Genomic DNA, 20,869 nt, shown 5'->3' on the forward strand with positions numbered 1-20,869 from the left:
CCTTATGAGGATGAGTTGCTTCGATCTGGTAGTAACCTCATTGCCCTGACTCCCGAGGGCAATCCGACACCAGAGCTTGAGCTGACCTATGACGCGCTTGGTCGGCTGACTGCACTCAAGGATGGCACTACTGGTAGCGTGATCGACGGCTATAGCTACGATGGCATCGGAAATCGTCTCAGCGCCAAGGTTGGCGGCGCGACGCAAACCTACACATACTCAACCACCAACCATCGCCTGAGTGCGGTCGCCGGCGTGACGCGCACCTACGACAAGATGGGCAATACCCTCACCATCGGCGGCAAGGCACGCGAATACCTGTACGACACCACCGGCCGCATGACCCAGGTAAAACGCGCAGGTGCCGCGGTCATGAACTACCGCTACAACGGCCGCGGCGAATAGGTACGTCGCTACCTGGGTACCACCAATAGCTACACGCTTTACGACGAGGCGGGCCACTGGCTGGGCGACTAAGACACTAATGGCGTAGGCAGGCAACAAGTCATCTGGCTGGACGACTTACCGGTAGGCCTGCTGGCCAAAGGCGGTCAATTGTACTACGTCGAACCTGATCACCTCGGCAGCCCACGTGTGGTCGTCGATGCTGTCCGCGACGTTGCTGTGTGGAACTGGAGCCTGAAAGGCGAAGCGTTCGGCAACACCGCGCCCAATCAGGATCCGGATGGAGACGGCATCGCGATGGTGGTCGACGTGCGCTTTCCGGGCCAGCGGTTTGATGCAGCGAGCGGGTTCAATCAGAACTATTTCCGGGACTACGATGCGGCTACTGGGCGGTATGGGCAGAGTGATCCGATCGGGATGCAGGGAGGAATAAGCACTTATGCCTATGTCCTAGGCAATCCAATAAGTCTCCTCGATCCGCTTGGTCTTGAGACCTGTTTGCTTACGGTACGAACTGTGGTTGGCTTAGGAAATCACTCTGCCTTATATAACAGCAGTACGGGAGGGGAGCTGCACGACCCATCCGGTGGATACGGGATACAGCACAGAAGTGAAGTATTAGACGGGAATCACTTGGATGGATTCAAGAAGTATCACGAAGCCGAAGGGGATACTGTTGGGGTCCAGTGTAAAGACACAAGCGAAAAGCAGGAGAAGAAGATTAGACGTCAGGTCATGATGTCTCCAACTGCGACCGGTCCGACATGTGCTTTGAACGTTTCCAATGTTCTGAACGCTTCGGAAGTCTTCAACAACTTCGAAGGGTCCGTATTTCCAGGGTCGTTGTCGAGGGGATTTCGGGATGCAACAGTTAAGTAGGCCGGTTTTAGTAGTCTGCGTTGCCACGTTTGTTTTGGTTTGGGCGTGGATAGCAGGGCTGGAGCTTAGAGCTCCGGCAGTCCTGTTTGCAGCTCTCCAAAGTGCCGCTGTTCTTGGCGTTGGCCTTGCGCTACGAAAAGCCAGCGGCGGAACGATTGTTGGCTTGATTTTGTCGGCGTTGTTGGGCTGGTTAATCAGCTTCCTGGTGAGCATTTTTTTGGAGTGGACGTTCTCTCCTTATTTTCATTCCTCAATCAGTCAACACGTGCGATTTGGCAGCATTCACTCTCAAATGTATGGTTGGTTTGTTGCTTCGGTCATGTATTTAGGGATTTTGCAGGGCCCCTTAGTGTTTTGTTCGTTAAGAATACGAAAGGGCCGTGGGCTGGGATGAAGCGCAGTGCAATCCCAGCGTCCTTTGAAAGCGAATCAGAGGAATCGATCATGTTGCTTAATTCAATCGAGTATCTCGTCTCGGATAACGCTTTTATCTAGCAACACTTGAAAAAAATTGCGATGCTGAAAAGGGATTTATCAAGCAGCATTGGATGGGGTGCGGGCTGCCTCGGCAGCTGAAGGAGCCACTTCCAGAAAATGGCTGGGTGAGGGCGACATTACTAGTTTTCCGATGGCGCGCACGAAAGTAAGTGGTTTGGCTGGACAATTGTTCAATCTGCCTGCAGGCTCGCTGGGTTGGATAAAATCTTAGAGTGGACGGGATTTGCGATGAAATTTCATTCAAGGGCGCTAAGTTTTATTGCCATCTCGACCCTAGTTCTGCCCATCCTTGTAGTCGTCGCTTACGACGTTTTCGTATTCTCGCCCCGTTTGAGCGATATCCGGGCCATTCTTGTTAGTGCGGATCCTTTTGACCGCTCCCCACCGCCGAATATTCGGCGGTATATCCAAGTGCTGCATCGGGGGAGTGCAGCGCCCTCGGCTCTAGTCGCAATGCGGTTGCGCACGCGCTTTCTGCCGGGCAGCACTGGATTTTGGTCACGTATGGGTGAATTGCTTTGGGGGAAACTTCTCTGGCTACATCTGTCGCAGGACGAGGTTATTGCACTCTATTCGACTCTTGCCTATAACGGACATGGCAATGGTTTGAACGCGTTGTCTCACCATCTGTTTGCAAAGTCACTGAATACCCTGACAGAGCAGGAGGCGGCAACCGTGGTTGCCTATACGTGGGCGCCGAGGATCTACAGGCTTCATCCAGAGCGCCTTGTAGGACGTCGCGACGTATTAATTCAGAGGGCGCGCAGCAGGCGCTAGCAGTTCCGCTGTATCGCGCAGGCGGCTTATGGAGTGAATCCAGTGGATAAAGTTTTGCAGTCAATAAAGACTCTATCTTGTTGGCTACTATTCGCTGCTGGCGCTGTCTTGCTGGGTGCAGGAATCAGCAGTGTGTTGGCCACCTACGGTGTCAGCGACTTTGCACATGATCTGCGCGGTGAGTGGGCACACCTGACTGCTCCGATTTGCGTGGGCACGGGCCTTCTGCTGGGCGGGTTGGGCGCACAGCGCCTTATCGGCTCTTGTGGGTACACGCGTTCGCAGATTGGCCTTGCAACTGTGATTGCGGCCTGCGTGTCGTGTGGCTGGTTCACTTGGCGATTCAGCGAGGGCGTTTGATTGTCATTCGGTCAAGCTCGCTGGCAGTGCGCGTCTGGTTATGAGTTTGCCAAGCGCATTTACGCATCGCGCGTGGCCGCCACTGGCACGTCATCCCCATCCACATCCGCCTTGACGTCGGCTTCGAACAGGCGCATCAGGTCTTCGCGCGCATCGCGCGAGGTCTGCAGCACCTTGGCTTCGTCGTCGTAGACCAGGTGTTGCGCACGCATCAGGTCTTCGTCGTGCTTGCGGAAGCGCTCGATGTGTTCGCGCGCGAGCGCATCGCCCACGCCGAGCGATGTCAGCACGCGTCCGCCCAGTTCCAGGCTGGAGGCGAATACCTCGCGGAATGGTTCGGCGCCCAGGTCCATCAGTTTCCAGGCGTGTTGGCGGTTACGCGCGCGCGCCAGCACGGTGGCCTGCGGGTACAGGCGGCGGATCAGCCGCACCGTCTTGATGTTGGTTTCCGGGTCGTCCACCGCAATCACGAACACCTTGATGCGGTCGGCGCCGGCAGCGCGTAGCAGGTCCGGCCGGGTCGGGTCGCCGTAATACAGTTCGCCGCCGAAGCGACGGATATCCTCCACCGTGTCGGGGTTGTGCTCCAGCGCCACAAACGGCACATGGCGCGAGGTAAGCAGGCGGGCCACCACCTGGCCAAAACGGCCCACGCCGGCGATCAGCACCTGCGGCGACTGCGCATCGATGGTGTCGAAGGGCCGCTCGGACTTGGGCACCTGTACCCGCAACGGTCCGTTGAGCAGGCGCTGCATGCCGAGCAGCAACAGCGGCGTCAACGCCATGGAGACGCCGACGATGGCCACCAGGCGGTCGTGATTGGCCGGATCCAGCAGGCCGACGCGATCGGCTTCGTTGAACACCACAAACGCGAATTCGCCGCCCAGCCACAACACGCTGCCCAGCATCAGGCTGCTGCGTAGCGGTAGCTTGGCGACGCTGCCGATACCGACCAGCAGCGAGAACTTCACCACCAGCAAGATCGCCACGCCGGCGGCGATCAACCCCGGTTCGGCGACCACGCGATTGAGGTCGATGCCCATGCCCACCGAAATAAAGAACAAGCCCAGCAGCAAACCTTCGAACGGTTCGATCTGCGATTCGAGTTCGTGGCGGAATTCCGAATCGGCCAGCAGCACGCCGGCGATGAAGGCACCCAGGCTGGCGCTCAGCCCGGCCTCCTGCATGATCCAGGCAGTACCCAGCACCACCAGCAACGCGCTGGCGGTGAATACCTCCGGCATGCGGGTGCGCGCCACCACGTTGAACAGATAGCGCAACACAAAGCGCCCGCACAGGATCACCAGCGCCAATGCGGCCATCGCCTTGGCCACATCGGGCCAGGCGAGAGTGGCGTTCTTGCTGCCACCGAGCAACGGAATGGCGGCCAGCAACGGGATCGCGATCAGATCCTGAAACAGCAGGATGGCGAAGGCCAGTCGCCCGTAATCGCTGCCCAGCGCCTTGCGTTCGGCCAGCAGCTGCAGGCCCACCGCAGTGGACGACAACGCCAGCGCCACGCCGACGATGAGCGATGTTTTCCAGCCCAGGTTGCCCAGCATCAGCAGGCCGCCCAGGATCATGGCCGTCACCACCACCTGGGTGGCGCCGGCGCCGAACACCGAATGGCGCATTACCTTCAGGCGGGCTGGCGAGAGCTCCAGGCCGATCACGAACAGCAGCATCACCACGCCGATTTCGGCCGCGCCGCTGATGCGCTCGGCATCCTGCACCACGCCCACACCATCCGGGCCCAGCACCACGCCGGCGACCAGATAGGCCAGCACCGCGCCAAGGCCGAAGCGCTTGAACACTGGTACCGCCACGATGGCGGCCAGCATCAGGACCAGAGCCAGTTCCAGGCCACCGCTATGCATGCACATTCTCCGTTGAGGTGCGCATTATGCCGCCCGCAGCAGTCGGCCAGCTTGCACCAACGTGCCGGAGTCGCCGCCGATGCGCATCGCATGCCACGCGCGGTGCGATGCTGTGACGTGCGGCAGCGCCATGCAACCGGCCACGCCGGTACCCGCGGCCAAGCGGCGACCGCAGCGCCCAGCATCCGTCAGGCGGAGCTGGTGTGCTGGACGCACTGAGATCGCACTCTCGAAGCGAATAAGACCCCCGCTAGTGCGCCTGCGATAGCAGGACGCCGAGCAGCCTGCGCAGGGCCACTGCGCAGCCGCCAGCGGCGCGCGGCCGGTGCGCTGTGCGGCATGCACGGCGCATCTCACTGCGCCATGCATTCCCGCCGTGTGGCCGCGCGCTGCGTTCGGTTGGCTGCGCTCAGTGGCTCTTGAGCAGGAAGCGTCGATCCAGCGGCTGCAGCGGCCGGGCGTTGAATGGGTAGACACGCTCGAAGGCGTTGATCTGCTCTTCGGACACCTGCACCGGCTGCTCGAGCACCACCCAGTCCACCGTTTCGCTGCACGGCGGGGTGGTCAGCGAGCCTTCGTAGCGATAGAAGCGGCGTTGCTGCTTGGGCGGAAGGAAATCGCTGGCCCGCACCGAGGCGTTGGCGACCTGACGGGTCTGGTTCTTGTCTTTGGGCATGGCATCCAGCACCCGCTGGAAGGCAGGATTGGCCTTGCCGGTTTCGAAGAAGATCGCCAGCACGCCCAGGGTTCCATCCGGGCCCTGGTGCACGATGTGCGCCTCCATCGGGAAGCGCCGGCCGTTCAACAGGTGCTCGCTCGGGTGATGGAAGTGCAACTGCAACGCGGTGTACTGCTTGCCGCCGATCACCATGGTGCCGCCGTCATGCAGCTCCAGCTGGATGGAATGACCGGTGTTGCGCACCGCCAGCGGCACGGCGCTGTAGTCCAGCTCCAGCTTGCCCAGGTTGGCGTCGAGCGCGCCTTTCAGATCGATCGGGCTGTTCTGTTGGCCGTTGCCGCACAGCACGTTTTCCTTGGCCAGTTCGGCCCAGTGCTCGGCGCCCTCCGGACCGGTATAGCCCCACTCATGCCCGACGTGTTGGGGGGTTTCGTGCGCCTCCACGGGGGGCGTTGCAGGCAGCGTGGTTTGCGCCATGCCGACCGTGACCCAGCCCGCGGCGGCACACAGACACACCGGGCGGAGATGGCGTAACAAAAACGACATAGAAGACGGCATTGGTGATTCCTGAGCAGCGACGGAAGCGGAGAGACGCGATGGCGCGCGCCCTTCCACGAAGATGTGCGGTGGGTTGGTTGTGCCAAGAAGCGGACTGTACCGATTGCTGTGCCGCACACCACAGGTTTGCGACGGCCGGTGGATTCGCTCCGACCAGCACGACCTCTTGGCGCGGCTGGGCGCATCGCGGCGACAGGTGTGCAGGCGAATGCGCACCCCGCGCGGAGGTGCCACGACGATGGCACCTCCGCGTACTCGCCTCTTGCGCAGCGTCAATCGCGCGTTGTCTGCGGGGTGAGCGGCATGGCCTGCGCCAGCGCCGTGCAGTGCAGGCTCGGCATGCTGGACGCCCGGTGAAGCGGGGCGGCTGCCAAGGATTGACCAAGCGAGCGCAGGCGCGCAGACTGCGCCGCGCCGCCGCCCGGATCACCGGTCGGTGCGCACCTTTCGGAGCCTTTACTCATGTCCAGCGACAGTCACCCTAGACCCGGGTCGATGACCCAGCTGGCGCGCGCCTGAGGCTCAGGTTCGCCGGCTGTCATCGACGACGGTCGTCACCAGGCGAACCACCATGTACAACGAAACCCTGCGCCTTGCCCAAGGCGTCGATGTCTTGACCGCACCCCTGGCCGAGCTCAACACGGCCGATGCGGTGGAATATCTCAACACGCTCGATCGTGATGATGCGGCACACGTGCTGGCCGCGTTGCCGCCGCCGCGTGCGGTGAAGTTGCTCGAACAACCCGAGCTGCGCGATGCCAGCGCACTGGTCGCCCTGCTGCCAGCCGAGCAGGCCGCATCGCTGCTCGGGCAGATGGCTGACGACCGCGCCACCGATATCTTCCATGGCCTGGATGCCGAGCAGCGCCAGCCGCTGCTGTGGTTGCTCAGTGCCGAGGCGCGGCTGTCGATCCAGGCGCTGATGCGCTACCCGCCCAGCACCGCCGGTGCGTTGATGACCACCGAATTCGTGGCGGTATCGTCCGACTGGACAGTGGGCCGCACCTTGCAGCACATCCGCGAAGTGGAGCGCAGCCGCGAGACCGTTTACGCCATCTATCTGCTCGACCCGCAGACCCGCGTGCTGCAGCAGGTGGTCACCATGCGCCGGCTGATCACCGGCGCGCCGGAGGCACCGATCCTGGAGGTGGCACAGGTCAATCCGCCGGTCACCGTGGACCCGGCGCTGGATCAGGAAGAAGTGGCGCGCCTGATCCGCCGCCACGACCTGCTCGCGATCCCGGTGGTGGATGCGCGCGGGCATGTGCTGGGCATCGTCACCGTTGACGATGTGCTCGACGCATTGATCGCCGAATCCACCGAAGACGTGCACAAGTTCGGCGGCATGGAGGCGCTGGACAAGCCCTACATGCACATCGGGTTTGGCCAGATGATCAAGAAGCGCGCCGGTTGGTTGAGTGTGCTGTTTCTGGGCGAAATGCTCACCGCCAGCGCCATGCAGCACTTCGAGGACGAGTTGTCCAAGGCGGTGGTGCTGACCTTGTTCATTCCGTTGATCATGAGCTCGGGCGGCAACTCCGGCTCGCAGGCCACTTCGCTGCTGATCCGTTCGCTGGCGCTGCGTGAAATCCGCCTGGGCGACTGGTGGAAAGTGGCGCTGCGCGAGCTGCCCACCGGGCTGACCCTTGGCGCGATTCTGGGCGTGCTGGCGATCGTGCGCATCGCCATCTGGCAAACCGCCGGCCTGTACGACTATGGCCCGCACTGGCAGATGGTGGCGCTGACCATCGGTGCGGCGCTGATCGGCATCGTCACCTTCGGCTCGCTGTCCGGCTCGATGCTGCCATTCGTGCTGCAACGCTTCGGCTTCGACCCGGCCAGCGCCTCGGCACCGTTCGTGGCCACGCTGGTGGATGTCACCGGGCTGGTGATCTATTTCAGCATTGCCGCGGCGATCTTGAGCGGAACGTTGTTGTAGGCTCTGCCAACACGACCGATAAGGAGATCGCGATGGGCAACAAGGCGCTGCGGTATGTACTTGGGGCGAGTGCATTGCTGGTCGCCATGTTGCAGCCAGGATGGGCCGAACAGGCCCATCCACCGGCCTGTGCCTATGATCGCGCCGCCATGCTGGCGCTGGATGAGAACGCCTTCGACCAAGACATGCAGGGCGGCTGGCGCACCATCGCCGACCGCCCTGGTTGCGCCCTGGCGGCAGCCGACCTGCTGCGCGAGTATCGCCTGGCGCATGCGATCACTGGCGGCATAGTGACCTGGCACGAAGGCCAGCTGCGTGCAGAGGCTGGTCAAACGGCACAGGCGATCGCCTTGTTCGAAAAGTCTTACAAGCCAGCCGCCGAGGATCTCGCCGGCTGGAATCTGTATGTGGATGCGATGCTCGCGTTCCTCAAACGCGACCGCGCCGGCCTGGATGCCGCACGTGCGCGACTTGCGACGGTGCCCTATCCGCAGGCCAAGGATATGCCGCCGCTGCAGGATGGCTATATGGTTTTTCCCGCCGAGAAGGGCCGAGCTGAGATGAAGGTGCGCTGGCCACCAAACCTGGATGTCGTCGATGGCTTGATCAAATGCTACGACGAACCCTATTCGGTGGCTTACAGCGCCCAGCGTTGCCGCACATCGACCTCGACACTTTCAAAGTAGGCAGGCATCGACAGGCCGGGCACCGCGATGCGCTGCGGCAGGCATGACGACGGTGCAGGCAGTGGTGCACTGACCAGTCAAACAAATCACCAACCCGAACGGTCTTCGGTGGAAACGATCGACGATTGTCGACGACGGCCATGCCGCGAGACGGCTGCGCCAAGTCCCTGGCCGCGGAGCACGCGCACCGGTCGGCCGCCCCGCCATCTCGCGTTCGCCAACCTTGCCGCATGCCCTCGCACGGCAGTGCGTGTACCGTAGCGCGATGGCAGTGTTCTCCCCCGCACAATGAGTACCTATCACCTGCAACAGGTCTTCCGCCCCAGCACCGTTGCGGTGGTGGGTGGCAGTCCGCGCGATCGCTCGGCCGGGCGGGCGGTGGTGCGCAATCTGCGCGCGGCCGGCTTCCCCGGGCAGATCGGTTGGGTGAGCCCGCGCTATAGCGAGATCGATGGCGTGCGCACGGTGGCGCGCTTGACCGATCTGCCGTGGGTGCCGGACCTGGTAGTGATCACCGCGCCGGCGCGCATCGTGCCGCGCATCGTCTCCATCGCCGCGCGGCGCGGGGTGGCAGCAGCCATCATCCTCACCGCCGGTTTGGGCCGTGGCCCTGGTTCGCCGGCCGCACGCATGGAAGCGGCTGCACGGGCAAAGGGCATGCGCATCCTCGGCCCGCATTGCCTGGGCGTGATCGCCCCGCATGCGCGGCTCAATGCCAGCATCGCCGCGCACTGCCCACAGGCCGGCGATCTGGCGCTGATTTCCGAATCCAGCGCGATTGCCGCTGCCTTGGTGGAGTGGGGCGTGGCGCGTTCGGTCGGGTTCTCGGCGGTGGTGTCGCTGGGCGATACGCTGGATGTGGACTTCGGCGACCTGCTCGATTACTTCGCTACCGACTACCGCACCCGCGCCATCCTGCTCTACGTCGAACGCATCGGCGATGCGCGCAAGTTCATGTCGGCCGCGCGTGCGGCCGCACGCGCCAAACCGGTGGTGGTGGTCAAGTCCGGCCGGCAGTTCCGCATCAATCCCAATGCCGATACCCACGCGCAGGCGCTGGCCGGCTCGGATGCGGTGTATGGCGCCGCGTTCGCGCGTGCCGGGCTGCTGCGCGTTGGCGCATTGGACGAGTTGTTCGCCGCGGCCGAAACGCTGGGCCGGCTCGGCAGCTTCCCGGGCCGGCGTCTGGCCATCCTGAGCAATGGCGGCGGGGTGGGGCAGCTGGCGGTGGACCAGTTGGTGCTGCGTGGCGGCACGTTGGCCGAGTTGTCGGCCAAGACCCTGGAGCGGCTGGACCAGTCGCTGCCGGAAGGGTGGTCGCGCAGCAACCCGGTGGACATCATTGTCGACGCCGATGGCGCGCGCTATGCCGCGGCGATCGAAGCGCTGCTGGACGACCCCGAAAACGACGCCTTGCTGGTGGTCAACGTGCCCACCGCATTCACTTCCTCGGCCGACGCGGCCAAGGCACTGACCCGCGCGCTGGAGCAACGCAACCGCTATCAGCGCGACAAGCCGGTGTTTGCGGTGTGGCTGGGCCAGGACGACGCGGCGATCGCCGCGCTCAACGCCGCGCGTGTGCCCACCTACGCCACCGAATCGGATGCGGTGCGCGGCTTCACCCACCTGGTGCGTTACCGCGAGGCGCAGGCGGCGCTGATGGAAACCCCGCCCAGCCTGCCGGAAGACTTCGTGGTGGATGCCGGCATCGCCCGCGCGGTGGTCGATGAAGCCTTGGCTGCGGGCCGGCGTTGGCTGGACCCGGTGGCGACCAACCGGCTGCTGGCCGCCTACGGCATCCCGATCGTGCCGTTGCAGGTGGCCACCACCGCCAACGAGGCCGCCTTGCTGGCCGACCCGCTGCTGGCAATGGGGCGCACGGTCACCTTGAAGGTGTTGTCCGGCGACATCGCGCACAAGTCCGACGTGGATGGCGTGCGCCTGAACCTGTCCAGCGTGGCGGCGGTGCGCGAGGCGGCGGCCGGCATCCTGGCGCGTGCCCGCGCCGCGCTGCCGAACGCGGTCATCGAAGGGGTGATCGTGCAGCCCACCGTGCTGCGGCCCAAGGCGCGCGAGTTGATCGCCGGCATTGCCGACGACCCGGTGTTTGGCCCGGCGATCGTGTTCGGCCGTGGCGGTACCGCAGTGGAGGTGATCAACGACCGCGAGCTCGCTTTGCCACCGCTGGACTTGCGCCTGGCCCATGAATTGATCGGCCGCACCCGCGTCTCGCGCATCCTCAAGGCCTATCGCGACGTGCCGGCCGCCGACGAGCGCGCCGTGGCGCTGGTGCTGGTCAAGCTGGCGCAGCTGGCGGCCGACATCCCGGAAATCACCGAGCTGGATATCAACCCGCTGCTGGCCGACCGCGATGGCGTGATCGCGCTGGATGCCCGCGTGGCGGTGGCGCCGGCGCGCAAGCTGCACAAGGGCCGCGGCCATCCGCGTTTTGCGATCTTCCCGTACCCGAAAGAATGGGAGCGCCAGATCGCGCTCGGCGATGGCACCCACGCGCTGGTGCGCCCGGTACGCCCGGAAGACGATGCGCTGTTCCGCGCCTTCTTCGCGCGCGTCACCGATGAAGACCTGCGGTTGCGGTTCTTCCAGTCGGTCAAGCATTTCAGCCACGAATTCATCGCCCGCCTGACCCAGCTGGACTACGCGCGCTCGATCGCGCTGGTGGCCATCGACCCCAAGACCGGCGATATGCTCGGCGCGGTGCGCCTGCATGCCGACGCCGATTACGAGCGTGGCGAGTACGGCATCCTGATCCGCTCCGACCTCAAGGGCCACGGCATCGGCTGGCAGCTGATGCGCATCATGATCGAGTACGCGCGCTGGCTTGGCCTGAAGCAGATCGAAGGCCAGGTGCTGCGCGAGAACCGCACCATGCTGGCGATGTGCCAGAGCCTGGGCTTTGGCGTACGCCCGGATCCGGACGATGCGACCCTGATGGCGGTGACACTGCCGGTGGCCGGCTGAGGCGCGGGCAGCGGGCGGAGCCTTGCTGGTACTGGGCTGGGAATGGCCGTAGACTCCTGCTGCACGGGATTCCACCCGCAGCCGATTCCGATTTCATGGACGATGTCATGTTGGAAGGCGATGATCGGTCGACGCGCTTCACCCTTGCCGCAGTGCCAGATGTGCACGCGCACGGCGTCATCGGAGCGCGATTTGCCGCCACACGACGGTCGGAGCCAGACAGTGGTGTGGCGCGACGCGTTGGCAGATGGCCATCCCCCTTTTTTGCTCGCTCCGTCCTGAAACGCGTAGGTATTGCCTGCGTACCAAGGTCGTGACCGCTCGTTTTCGTCTCAGCACTATCGGGAGTTTCAATGTTTCGTGATTTTAGAATGTCGTTTGTCATCACCGCGCTCTGTCTGGGCGTCGCGGCGTGGTGGGGCCATAACTCGAGCATGGGGATGTGGCAAGCGTTGTGGCTGTGCGCCGTGCTGAGCGTGCTCGAAGTCTCGCTGTCCTTCGACAATGCCGTGGTTAACGCCGGCGTGCTCAAGCACATGAGCGAATTCTGGCGGAAGCTGTTTTTGACCGTCGGCATTCTCATCGCCGTGTTCGGCATGCGCTTGGTGTTTCCCATCGTGATCGTGTCGGTGGCGACCGGCATGGGCTTGATGCCGGTGATCGATCTGGCGCTCAACGAGCCGGACAAATACAGCCAGGTCCTGACCGACCACTATCCGTCCATTGCGGCGTTCGGTGGCATGTTCCTGCTGCTGGTATTCCTCAACTTCCTGTTCGATCGCGACCGCGAGCTGCACTGGTTGGGTCCGGTTGAGCGGCTGGTCGGCAAGCTGGGCAAGGCAGACGCCATGGCCGTCATCGTCGCCGTCGCCGTGCTGCTGGGGACCAAGCTATTCCTGCCGCAGGACATCTTCCAGAGCGTGCTGTTTGCCGGCATGGGCGGCATCCTGCTGTACCTGCTGGTCGATAGCGTGGATGCGCTGTTCGAATCCGAAGAGGACGAAAACGGGGTCAGCGTCGCCAAGCGCTCGGGCGTGGCTGCGTTCTTGTACCTGGAAGTGCTGGATGCGTCCTTCTCCTTCGATGGCGTGATCGGCGCGTTCGCGATTACCCGTGACGTGGTCATCATCATGCTGGGCCTGGCGATCGGCGCGATGTTCGTGCGCTCGATGACGGTCTATCTGGTGCACAAGGGCACGTTGGACGAGTTCGTATTCCTGGAGCACGGCGCGCACTACGCTATCGGCGTGCTGGCGATCATCATGCTCATCGGCACGGTGCAGCATGTGCCGGAAGTGCTGACCGGCCTGATCGGTGTGGCTTTCATCGCGGCATCGGTGTGGTCATCGATCCGCTACCGCAAGCGGCATCTGGCTGGCGACAGCGCGTAGCCGACTGTCGTTCGCTGCGTTCTGTAGGGAACGACGCTGGTACGGCCAGGTCCACAGCGTCGCGCGACGCCGGCCTGGCCGGCAGCGCGCTGCGCCTGCCGCATGTCTGGCCAGCGTGTCTGACACGATAAAGCCGCCTTTTTCCCGCATTTCCTTTAGCAGGTGAAGTCATGCGTCGTTTGCCCGTCTATCTATTGCTCGATACCTCCGGATCCATGCGCGGCGAACCGATCGCTGCGGTCAATGTCGGGCTGCGTGCCCTGGTGACCTCGCTGCGGCAGGATCCATCGGCCCTGGAGAGCGTGCACATCTGCTTGATGACCTTCGACGCGGACGTGAAGACCATCCTGCCGCTGACGCCGCTGGACCAGTTGCAATTGCCGGAAATCACCACGCCCGATTCGGGTCCCACCATGCTCGGCAAGGCGCTGGAGCATGTCTGCGAGCGTGTGGATCTGGAAGTGCGTCGTTCCAGCGAAGACGCCAAGGGCGATTGGGCGCCGCTGCTGTTCGTGATGACCGATGGCAGCCCCACCGATCTGCAGGTGTTCGAGGAACAGATTCCCGAATTGAGCAAGCGCAACTTCGCCAACATCATCGCCTGTGCGGCGGGGCCCAAGGCCAAGTCGACGTACCTGTCCATGTTCACCGCCAATGTGTTTGCTCTGGATACGCTGGACAGCGCGTCGTTCACCAGCTTCTTCAAGTGGGTGTCGGCAGCGGTCAGCGGCGGCAGCCGGAGCCAGGGCACCCCGGAGAGCACGGCGCTGCCGCCGCCGCCGAGCGAAATCCAGCTGGTGCTGTAAGCGCAGTTGCCGTGTTGTTGAGTCGCTGTCTTCGTTGCGGAGTTTGAGATGCGTCGCCTTCCGATCTATTTCCTGCTCGACGTCTCCGAGTCAATGATCGGGGAAAACCTGTATCGGCTCGAAGAAGGCCTGTCGCATATCGTGGCGACGTTACGGACAGATCCGCACGCGCTGGAAACAGCGTGGATTTCGATCATCGCCTTCGCCGGCCAGGTGCGCCGGTTGCTTCCACTGACCGAACTGACGAGCGTGGTCGTGCCCAGCCTGCCGGCGGGTGGTGGGACCTCGCTGGGCCGGGCGATGAACTACCTGATGGACGAGGTAGACGCTTCAGTGCGCCGCAACAGCCCTGAGCGCAAGGGCGACTGGAAGCCGATCGCCTTCCTAATCACCGATGGCAAGCCAACCGACGATATCGCGCCGGCACTGTCGCGCTGGCAGCAGCACTACGCCAGCCGCGTCTCGTTGGTGGCGGTCTCGATCGGGCGCAATGCCGACCTGGGAGTGCTCAGCCAGTTCACCGATGCCGACAAGGTGCTGACGCTCGATGACAGCAGCGACGGTGCGTTCCAGCGCTTCATCGCCTGGGTCACGCAATCGGTACAGGCGCGTAGCCGCAGCGTGGGCGATGTGGCCAAGGAAGAGCAGCTGCCGGACGCCGATGTGTCGATCCTGAAGAAGCTCAATCTGGACAAGCCGATGGAGCGCGTCGACGAGTCCAACGCCTACTTCGTGTCAAAGTGCCAGCGTAGCGAATTGCCGTATATCTCGCGCTACGAGCCCATGCATCAATCCTTCGATGTCGGCAGCGCGCAACTCAGTGCCACCACGTATCGGCTGGTGGGCTGCTACCCGGTCAAGAACAGTTATTTCGAGATGTCGTCGGAGGCGCCCAACTTCGCCACGGTGGAGTCGGACCAGATCTTCGGCACGCCAAGTTGCCCGCATTGCGGAAACCGGATCGGATTTGCGATGTGTTCCTGCGGCAATACGTTCTGCGTTGCCGGGGAAGGGGAGCAGACCTGCCCATGGTGCAAGCAACGCGCCTATTTCGGCTGTTTCGCCGATGGGGAATCGGTCGAAATCTCGCGTGCACGGGGCTAGCTGATGTCGCCATTGCCACCACCTGCGCCACCGGCGCGCACACAGGCGCAGGCCGCCCTGGCCGAGGTGCTTGGCAGCTACCTCCGTCAGCATGGCGTTGCGCCGGAACCGGCCCGGCTCCGGCAGCTGCTGCAGGAAGCGCCGGTGCTGGAGTTGCTGCATTGGCTCGACGCCACCGCCTTGCGCATGGCGCCACCGCTGGCAGGCGCGTTGGCATCCACGCCCCCGCCCACTCCCTCCCCGACTGCCGCGGCGCAGGTTGCAACAGTACCGAGTCAAGCCGGGCAGACCCCGCTCGCATCGATCGCGCTGGGCGACATGGATGCTCCTGCGGTACAGGCGTCGGCTACTGGCGTGGCGGTCGATGCGCTCTTCGTGGCGCCCGCCACCACCGCAGCCACAACGGCGCTGCGGTGGCGATTTGCCAACGCCACCGCGGGCACGCCGTATCGCGCTCAGGCCACGCCGGTCAGCGATCCGCAGCGGCCCCAACTTCAGTACCGCCTGGTGGCCGTGGAGGGCCTTCAGGGAAGCGGCTTGCGCTTCGACGCAGCGGACGGCGTCCTGTCCGGTATGCCGAGCACCGCCACGGCGACCGGTGAAGAAATGCATTTTACGGCGCGGTTCATGGCGGTCGACGTCGCAGGGGGCGCCCCAGTGCATGCCGGGGTGGCCAGCCTGCTGGTCAATCCAGACCCGCGCGCGCTGTGGAAGCAGCGCGAGCCGGACGCGGCCTTGGGCCTGCGTAAACCGCATACCGCAACGGCGTACGCGCAGATTGCTGGCGCGCAGGTGGTCGCCGCCAGTGTGCGCGGGCGGTCACATGCCAATACGGCCAGCTTCCGCGAAGACGATTTCGCCATTGCCACCGACCGAGATGCACGCTGGCTGGTCTGTGCGGTGGCAGACGGCGCCGGGTCGGCGCCGCTGTCGCGACGCGGCTCGGAGCTGCTGACCCGGCATGCCGTCACCACGCTGGCGGCGCACCTGGATGGCATCGAATGCTGGGCGCACAACCAGGCGCTGCAGTGGCCGCAGCACGCCGAGGTCCTGCCCCGGCTGCAACCACGTCTGTTGCAGGCCGTTTGCGCCAGCCTGGTCTCGGCCAACCAGGCACTGGTCCAACACGCCAACTTGCTTGGTGTCGATGAAAGTGCACTGGCCTCGACGTTAATGCTGACCGCCGTGCGGCCCTGCGGCGCGCAGCTGCTGGTCCTCAGCTACTGGATCGGCGATGGCGCCGCGGCAGCCTACGACGCTGCCACTGGCCAAGTGCAGTTGCTCGGGCATGCCGACGCCGGTGAGTACTCCGGTCAAACCCGGTTTTTCCTTTCCGATGCGTTGGCCGGCGATCCGCAGGCGGCCGTGCAGGCGCGCTTGCGCTGTGTGTGGCTGCCCGCGGGTGCGAAGGTGATCCTGATGAGTGACGGGGTGTCCGATCCCAAGTTCGGCACCGAGCGTGCCCTGCAGGACCCGGCGCAGTGGCAGCACTGGTGGCAGACCGATATTGCGCCACAGCTGCACGCTGAGCAGGGCAGTGCACGCTGGTTGGACGCGCTGGTGGACTATCTCGGCTTTTGGTGCCCGGGCGAGCATGACGATCGGACCTTGTTGATGATTCAGACGGAGCGGGTGCAATGAGCGCTGCCATCATCCGGACCACCGCCCACGATGGCAGCGCTGTCGAGTTCTACGACCAGCTGCGCGGCAGTGGCGGGCTGAAGGATTGCTATTTCAGCGTGGACGGCAGCTATGTGGTGCTGTTCTTTCGCCAGCCGCCCGATGCCAACGTGCGCGAGCGGATTGCCAATATCGTTGGCCGTTTCCGCGACGGTATCTTCAATCAGGTTGGTGGCGAGTACTGGAGCGGCATGTTCTGTTGGCCGCAACGTACCCTGGAATGGAATGGCCGCTTCGGCCTGGTTGCGCCGATGTACGCGCGGCATTTCTTCTTCGAACATGGCTCGCGCAATGGCGATGTGCTGCAGATCGTCGGCCGCGAGAAAGAAGGCAAGTGGTTTGCCTCTGCCAATAATCGCAGCAAGTATCTGGATCCGCGCGAACTGGGGAACTGGGCCAGCCACCTGCGCATCTGCCTATTGATTGCCCGCGCAGTCCGCCGCCTGCATATGGCCGGGCTTGCGCATTCCGATCTGTCCTACAAGAACGTGCTGGTCGATCCGGTTGGCGGCAACGCCTGCATCATCGACATCGATGGGCTGGTGGTGCCAGGGAAATATCCGCCGGATGTGGTCGGGACGCCGGACTTCATTGCGCCGGAGGTCGTCGCGACCGCCAGCCTGCCCAAGCACGACCCGCAGCGGAGCCTGCCCTGCATCCAGACCGATCTGCATGCGCTGGCCACCCTGATCTACATGTACCTGCTGTATCGCCATCCCTTGCGTGGCGGCAAGGTGCACGACCCGGATGCCACGCGCGACGAAGAGTTGGCGATGGGCGAACGCGCGCTGTTTGTGGAGGATCCGCAGGATGCGTCCAATCGGGTGCGGTTGAGCGATGTGCGCAGCAGCGAACTGCCCTGGGCCGATACCGCCACGCGCCCGTATACGCTGACAGGCCCCTACCTGTCGCCGCTGTTTCTGCGCGCCTTTACCGTCGGGCTGCGTGATCCGCAGCAGCGGCCGCAGGCCTCGGAGTGGGAAGACGCGCTGGTGCGCACCGTCGATCTGCTGCAGCCATGCACCAATGCCCGGTGCGAGCAGGGGTGGTATGTCTTCGACAATACGTCACGGCCGCGCTGTCCGTTCTGCTCCACGCCCTATCCCAATGCGTTGCCGGTGCTGGATCTGTATTTTTCAACGCATACGCCCGGTCAGTTCCGGCCGGAAAATCATCGTTTGGTGGTGTACACAGGTCAGTCCCTGTTTCCCTGGCATGTCAATCGACATGTCGCGCCCAATGAAAAGCTGGCCATCGAGCAACGGAGACGCGTGGGCTACTTCGTGCTGCACGAGCAGCGCTGGTATCTGGTCAATGAGGCGATGCCCGAGCTCTACGATGCGTCCGGCGGCATGCTGGTCCCCATCGGCGAGAAGGTGGAGCTGACACAGGGGCGGCAGCTGCTGCTGTCGCGCGCGGAGGGTGGGCGCCTGCTGCATGTGCAACTGGTCCAGGCCGACGCGGGAGCCAATGCCGCTGCGGTTGACTAGACCTGCGGGGCAGGTCACTCTTTCGACCTGCGGATTGCACACCGGCTGCGCCGGTGTAGCGGTACAGCGTAGACAGGCCAGGGAGGGGCAGTGACGAATCTACAGATCGGACAGAACATCGCCCTTGAGGGCGACCGCCTCGACGCGCAGATCATGGTCGCTGGCGCGCCTTCCGGCATGGACCTGGATGTCAGCGCGTTCGTCCTGAGCGCTCAGGGTCAGGTCATCGATGACAGCGCTTTCGTTTTCTATGGGCAGCCCAGCTTCCAGGCAGGCGCAGTCACGCTCGATGCCGCCGCGCGGCGGGTGAGCGTGCAGCTGTCGGCATTACCGGCAGCGGTCGAGCGCGTGGCCGTTGCGATCACCATCGATCAGGGGATACGGCGTGCGCAGCGCTTTGCGCAGCTGCAGCATCTGACCCTGGAGGTGACGGGCGGTGGCCAGGCCTGCAGCTTTGCCCCGCCGCTGGTCGGCATGGCAGAGACGGCGTTGATTCTGGCCGAGTTCTATCGGCGCAACGGCCAGTGGAAGCTGCGCGCGGTGGGGCAGGGATTTACCGGGGGGCTGGGCCCGCTGGCAAAGCATTTCGGCGTGGATGTGGCTGACGATCCGGACGCGACCACTACCACTACCACTACCACCACCACGTCTGCACCTGCACCTGCAGCTGTGCCGCCGCCTGTGCCGGTCGCCCCGCCGCCGCCGCCGGTAAACCTGTCCAAGATCGTGCTGGAGAAATCCAAGCCGGTCGCACTGGAGAAAGCCTCCGGCAAGTTTGGTGAGATTGCGGTCAACCTGCGCTGGAGTCGCGGTGGTGGCCTGTTTTCGCGTGCCATCGATCTGGATCTAGGCGCGATGGTGGAAATGCAGGACGGAGACAAGACGGTCATCCAGGCGCTGGGCGGCAATTTCGGCAGCCTTGCTCAGATGCCGTACGTCAAGCTCATGGGCGACGATCGCAGCGGCAGCTCCGGTCAAGGCGAATTCCTGCACCTCAATGGCGATGAGTGGTCGCGCATCAAGCGCGTGTTGATCTTCGCCTTTATCTACGAGGGCACCCCCAACTGGTCCAACGCCAATGGTGTGGTGACCATCCGTACCCCGGGCCAACCTGAGCTGGAAGCGCGCCTGGACAGCCCGAACAATCGCGACGGCATGTGCGCCATTGCCCTGCTCGAAAATAGCAACGGCACCCTTCGTGCAACCAAACAGGTGGAATATTTCACCGGGCACGACACGATGGATCAACGGTTCGGCTTTGGTTTTGAATGGAGAGCCGCTCGCAAGTAGCCGGTCTGTCGCGTCCGGCGGGCGCTGCCGTGTGTCCGTGGACGATCACCCGCGTTTCCCAGGAACCGCAAGGTTCTGATTCTTACCCCGTAAATCTAAGGAGTTCAGTATGAGCGTCAGTCTTTCCAAGGGCGGTAACGTCAATCTCAGCAAGGAGGCACCTGGCCTGAGCGAAGTGGTTGTGGGCCTGGGCTGGGATCCGCGCGCCACCGACGGTAGCGAATTCGATCTGGATGCCAGTGCATTCCTGCTCAAGCCGGACGGCAAGGTGCCCGACGACAGCAGCTTCATCTTCTACAACAACAAGACCTCCGCGGACGGTTCGGTTGTGCACCAGGGCGACAACCGCTCCGGCGCCGGCGAAGGCGATGACGAGCAGATCACTGTCGCGCTCAACGGCGTCCCCGCCGCTGTCGACAAGGTGTCTTTTGCAGTGACCATCCACGAGGCCGAAGGCCGTCGCCAGTCGTTCGGCATGGTGGGCAACGCGTACATCCGCGTCGTCAACAAGGCCGACAACAAGGAACTGGCGCGCTACGACCTGACCGAAGACGGCTCCACCGAAACGGCGATGATTTTCGGCGAGCTGTACCGCAATGGCACCGACTGGAAGTTCCGTGCGGTTGGCCAGGGTTTCAAGGGTGGCCTGGGTCCGCTTGCTGCACAGTACGGCGTCAACATCGGTTGATTCCGCATGGGTCGCTGCGTTGGCGCAGCGGCCACGAAGATGGATCATCAGTGGCCGCGCGAATGCAGATTCGCGCGGCCACCTTCACACCGGGCCCGGCTCGGTGATGACTCAAGGAGACTGCAATGAGCGTTAGTTTGAGCAAGGGACAGCGGATCTCGCTGAGCAAGGAAGGCGGTGCACAGCTGACCAAGGTGGTCATGGGGCTGGGTTGGGATGCAAAGAAGACCAAGGGGTTCTTGGGGTTTGGCCAGCGTGACCAGTCGATCGATCTGGACGCCTCGTGCCTGATGTTCAACGATGCCAATCAGCTGGTCGACCAGATCTGGTTCCAGCAATTGGACTCGCGTGACGGCAGCGTTCGACATACCGGCGACAACCGCACCGGTGATGGCGATGGCGACGACGAGCAGATCGTCGTGCAGTTGGACAAGATCCCGACCGGAATCAAGAGCCTGGTGTTCATCGTCAACAGCTTCACCGGCCAGAGTTTTGCGGAAATCGAAAACGCGTTCTGCCGCCTGGTGGATGCCAACGGCAACAAGGAAGTCGCACGCTACAACCTGTCGTGCCAGGGCAATCACACTGCCCAGCTGATGGCCAAGCTGTATCGCCATGAAAACGACTGGAAGCTGCATGCCATCGGCGAGTCCTGCTCCGGCCGGACGTTCCACGACATGCTGCCGGTCATCAACGGCCAGCTGTAAACAGTCAGTTGTAAACATCCAGGACGGCTGCCGCGCCTGCGGCGCCGTCCTTATCGGTCGGCACCATGCGCGG

General features: G+C 63.5%; 15 protein-coding genes and 1 pseudogene. 14 read left to right on the plus strand and 2 right to left on the minus strand.

Features of this window, described 5'->3' with window-relative positions; genetic code table 11:
- Positions 1-33: 33 nt before the first annotated feature.
- The 3 genes and pseudogenes from VC212_RS14280 to VC212_RS14290 form a co-directional block, all read left to right on the plus strand.
- Positions 34-1,284: pseudogene (locus VC212_RS14280) on the plus strand (RHS repeat-associated core domain-containing protein); the annotation flags it as partial.
- On the plus strand, positions 1,268-1,678 hold the full coding sequence (locus tag VC212_RS14285) for a hypothetical protein (protein ID WP_323526162.1): 411 nt from the start codon (positions 1,268-1,270) through the stop codon (positions 1,676-1,678). The pseudogene VC212_RS14280 and the gene VC212_RS14285, both read left to right, overlap by 17 nt.
- Positions 1,679-2,010: 332 nt before the next feature.
- Positions 2,011-2,559 carry a transglycosylase domain-containing protein gene (locus VC212_RS14290; RefSeq protein ID WP_323526163.1) on the plus strand — a complete coding sequence of 183 codons (549 nt, stop codon included), beginning with the start codon at positions 2,011-2,013 and terminating at the stop codon, positions 2,557-2,559.
- A 419-nt stretch (positions 2,560-2,978) separates the two neighbouring features.
- On the opposite strand, the gene VC212_RS14295 is transcribed toward VC212_RS14290, so the two are convergent.
- Positions 2,979-4,796 (minus strand): monovalent cation:proton antiporter-2 (CPA2) family protein, encoded by a 1,818-nt coding sequence (locus tag VC212_RS14295; RefSeq protein WP_115554887.1) that lies wholly within the window; start codon positions 4,794-4,796, stop codon positions 2,979-2,981.
- Positions 4,797-5,205: 409 nt separating this feature from the next.
- On the minus strand, positions 5,206-6,033 hold the full coding sequence (locus tag VC212_RS14300; protein ID WP_115563309.1) for a carbonic anhydrase family protein: 828 nt from the start codon (positions 6,031-6,033) through the stop codon (positions 5,206-5,208).
- A 571-nt stretch (positions 6,034-6,604) separates the two neighbouring features.
- Between VC212_RS14300 and mgtE the strand changes: the two genes are divergently transcribed.
- The 11 genes from mgtE to VC212_RS14355 all read left to right on the plus strand — a co-directional run bounded on the left by mgtE (position 6,605) and on the right by VC212_RS14355 (position 20,796).
- Complete coding sequence (gene mgtE, locus VC212_RS14305; protein ID WP_115554885.1) at positions 6,605-7,972, plus strand: magnesium transporter; 1,368 nt, start codon at positions 6,605-6,607, stop codon at positions 7,970-7,972.
- A gap of 32 nt (positions 7,973-8,004) precedes the next feature.
- Positions 8,005-8,658 (plus strand): hypothetical protein, encoded by a 654-nt coding sequence (locus VC212_RS14310; protein ID WP_115529201.1) that lies wholly within the window; start codon positions 8,005-8,007, stop codon positions 8,656-8,658.
- A 288-nt stretch (positions 8,659-8,946) separates the two neighbouring features.
- Positions 8,947-11,640 (plus strand): bifunctional acetate--CoA ligase family protein/GNAT family N-acetyltransferase, encoded by a 2,694-nt coding sequence (locus tag VC212_RS14315; protein WP_323518131.1) that lies wholly within the window; start codon positions 8,947-8,949, stop codon positions 11,638-11,640.
- Positions 11,641-11,993: 353 nt separating this feature from the next.
- Positions 11,994-13,031 (plus strand): DUF475 domain-containing protein, encoded by a 1,038-nt coding sequence (locus VC212_RS14320; RefSeq protein ID WP_115514222.1) that lies wholly within the window; start codon positions 11,994-11,996, stop codon positions 13,029-13,031.
- A 170-nt stretch (positions 13,032-13,201) separates the two neighbouring features.
- Positions 13,202-13,837: a VWA domain-containing protein gene (locus tag VC212_RS14325; protein WP_323526164.1), complete on the plus strand. Its 636-nt coding sequence runs from the start codon at positions 13,202-13,204 to the stop codon at positions 13,835-13,837.
- Between the two features lie 48 nt (positions 13,838-13,885).
- Positions 13,886-14,941, plus strand: coding sequence for a TerY-C metal binding domain-containing protein (locus VC212_RS14330; RefSeq protein WP_115514221.1), 1,056 nt, complete (start codon positions 13,886-13,888; stop codon positions 14,939-14,941).
- A gap of 3 nt (positions 14,942-14,944) precedes the next feature.
- Entirely contained in the window at positions 14,945-16,582 is a 1,638-nt protein-coding gene (locus tag VC212_RS14335) for a protein phosphatase 2C domain-containing protein (protein WP_323526165.1), read from the plus strand.
- Positions 16,579-18,111: a kinase gene (locus VC212_RS14340; protein WP_323526166.1), complete on the plus strand. Its 1,533-nt coding sequence runs from the start codon at positions 16,579-16,581 to the stop codon at positions 18,109-18,111. The genes VC212_RS14335 and VC212_RS14340 overlap by 4 nt, the downstream gene beginning before the upstream one ends.
- A 90-nt stretch (positions 18,112-18,201) precedes the next feature.
- Positions 18,202-19,401, plus strand: a complete 1,200-nt coding sequence (locus VC212_RS14345) for a TerD family protein (protein ID WP_323526167.1) — start codon at positions 18,202-18,204, stop codon at positions 19,399-19,401.
- A 109-nt stretch (positions 19,402-19,510) separates the two neighbouring features.
- On the plus strand, positions 19,511-20,089 hold the full coding sequence (locus VC212_RS14350) for a TerD family protein (RefSeq protein WP_115514217.1): 579 nt from the start codon (positions 19,511-19,513) through the stop codon (positions 20,087-20,089).
- Positions 20,090-20,214: 125 nt separating this feature from the next.
- The gene (locus VC212_RS14355) at positions 20,215-20,796 is read left to right on the plus strand and encodes a TerD family protein (protein ID WP_115514216.1); all 582 of its coding nucleotides are present in this window, start codon (positions 20,215-20,217) and stop codon (positions 20,794-20,796) included.
- Positions 20,797-20,869 lie beyond the last annotated feature (73 nt).

This window comes from Xanthomonas sp. WHRI 8932A (assembly GCF_035012785.1).
In the GTDB taxonomy this organism is placed as follows: domain Bacteria; phylum Pseudomonadota; class Gammaproteobacteria; order Xanthomonadales; family Xanthomonadaceae; genus Xanthomonas.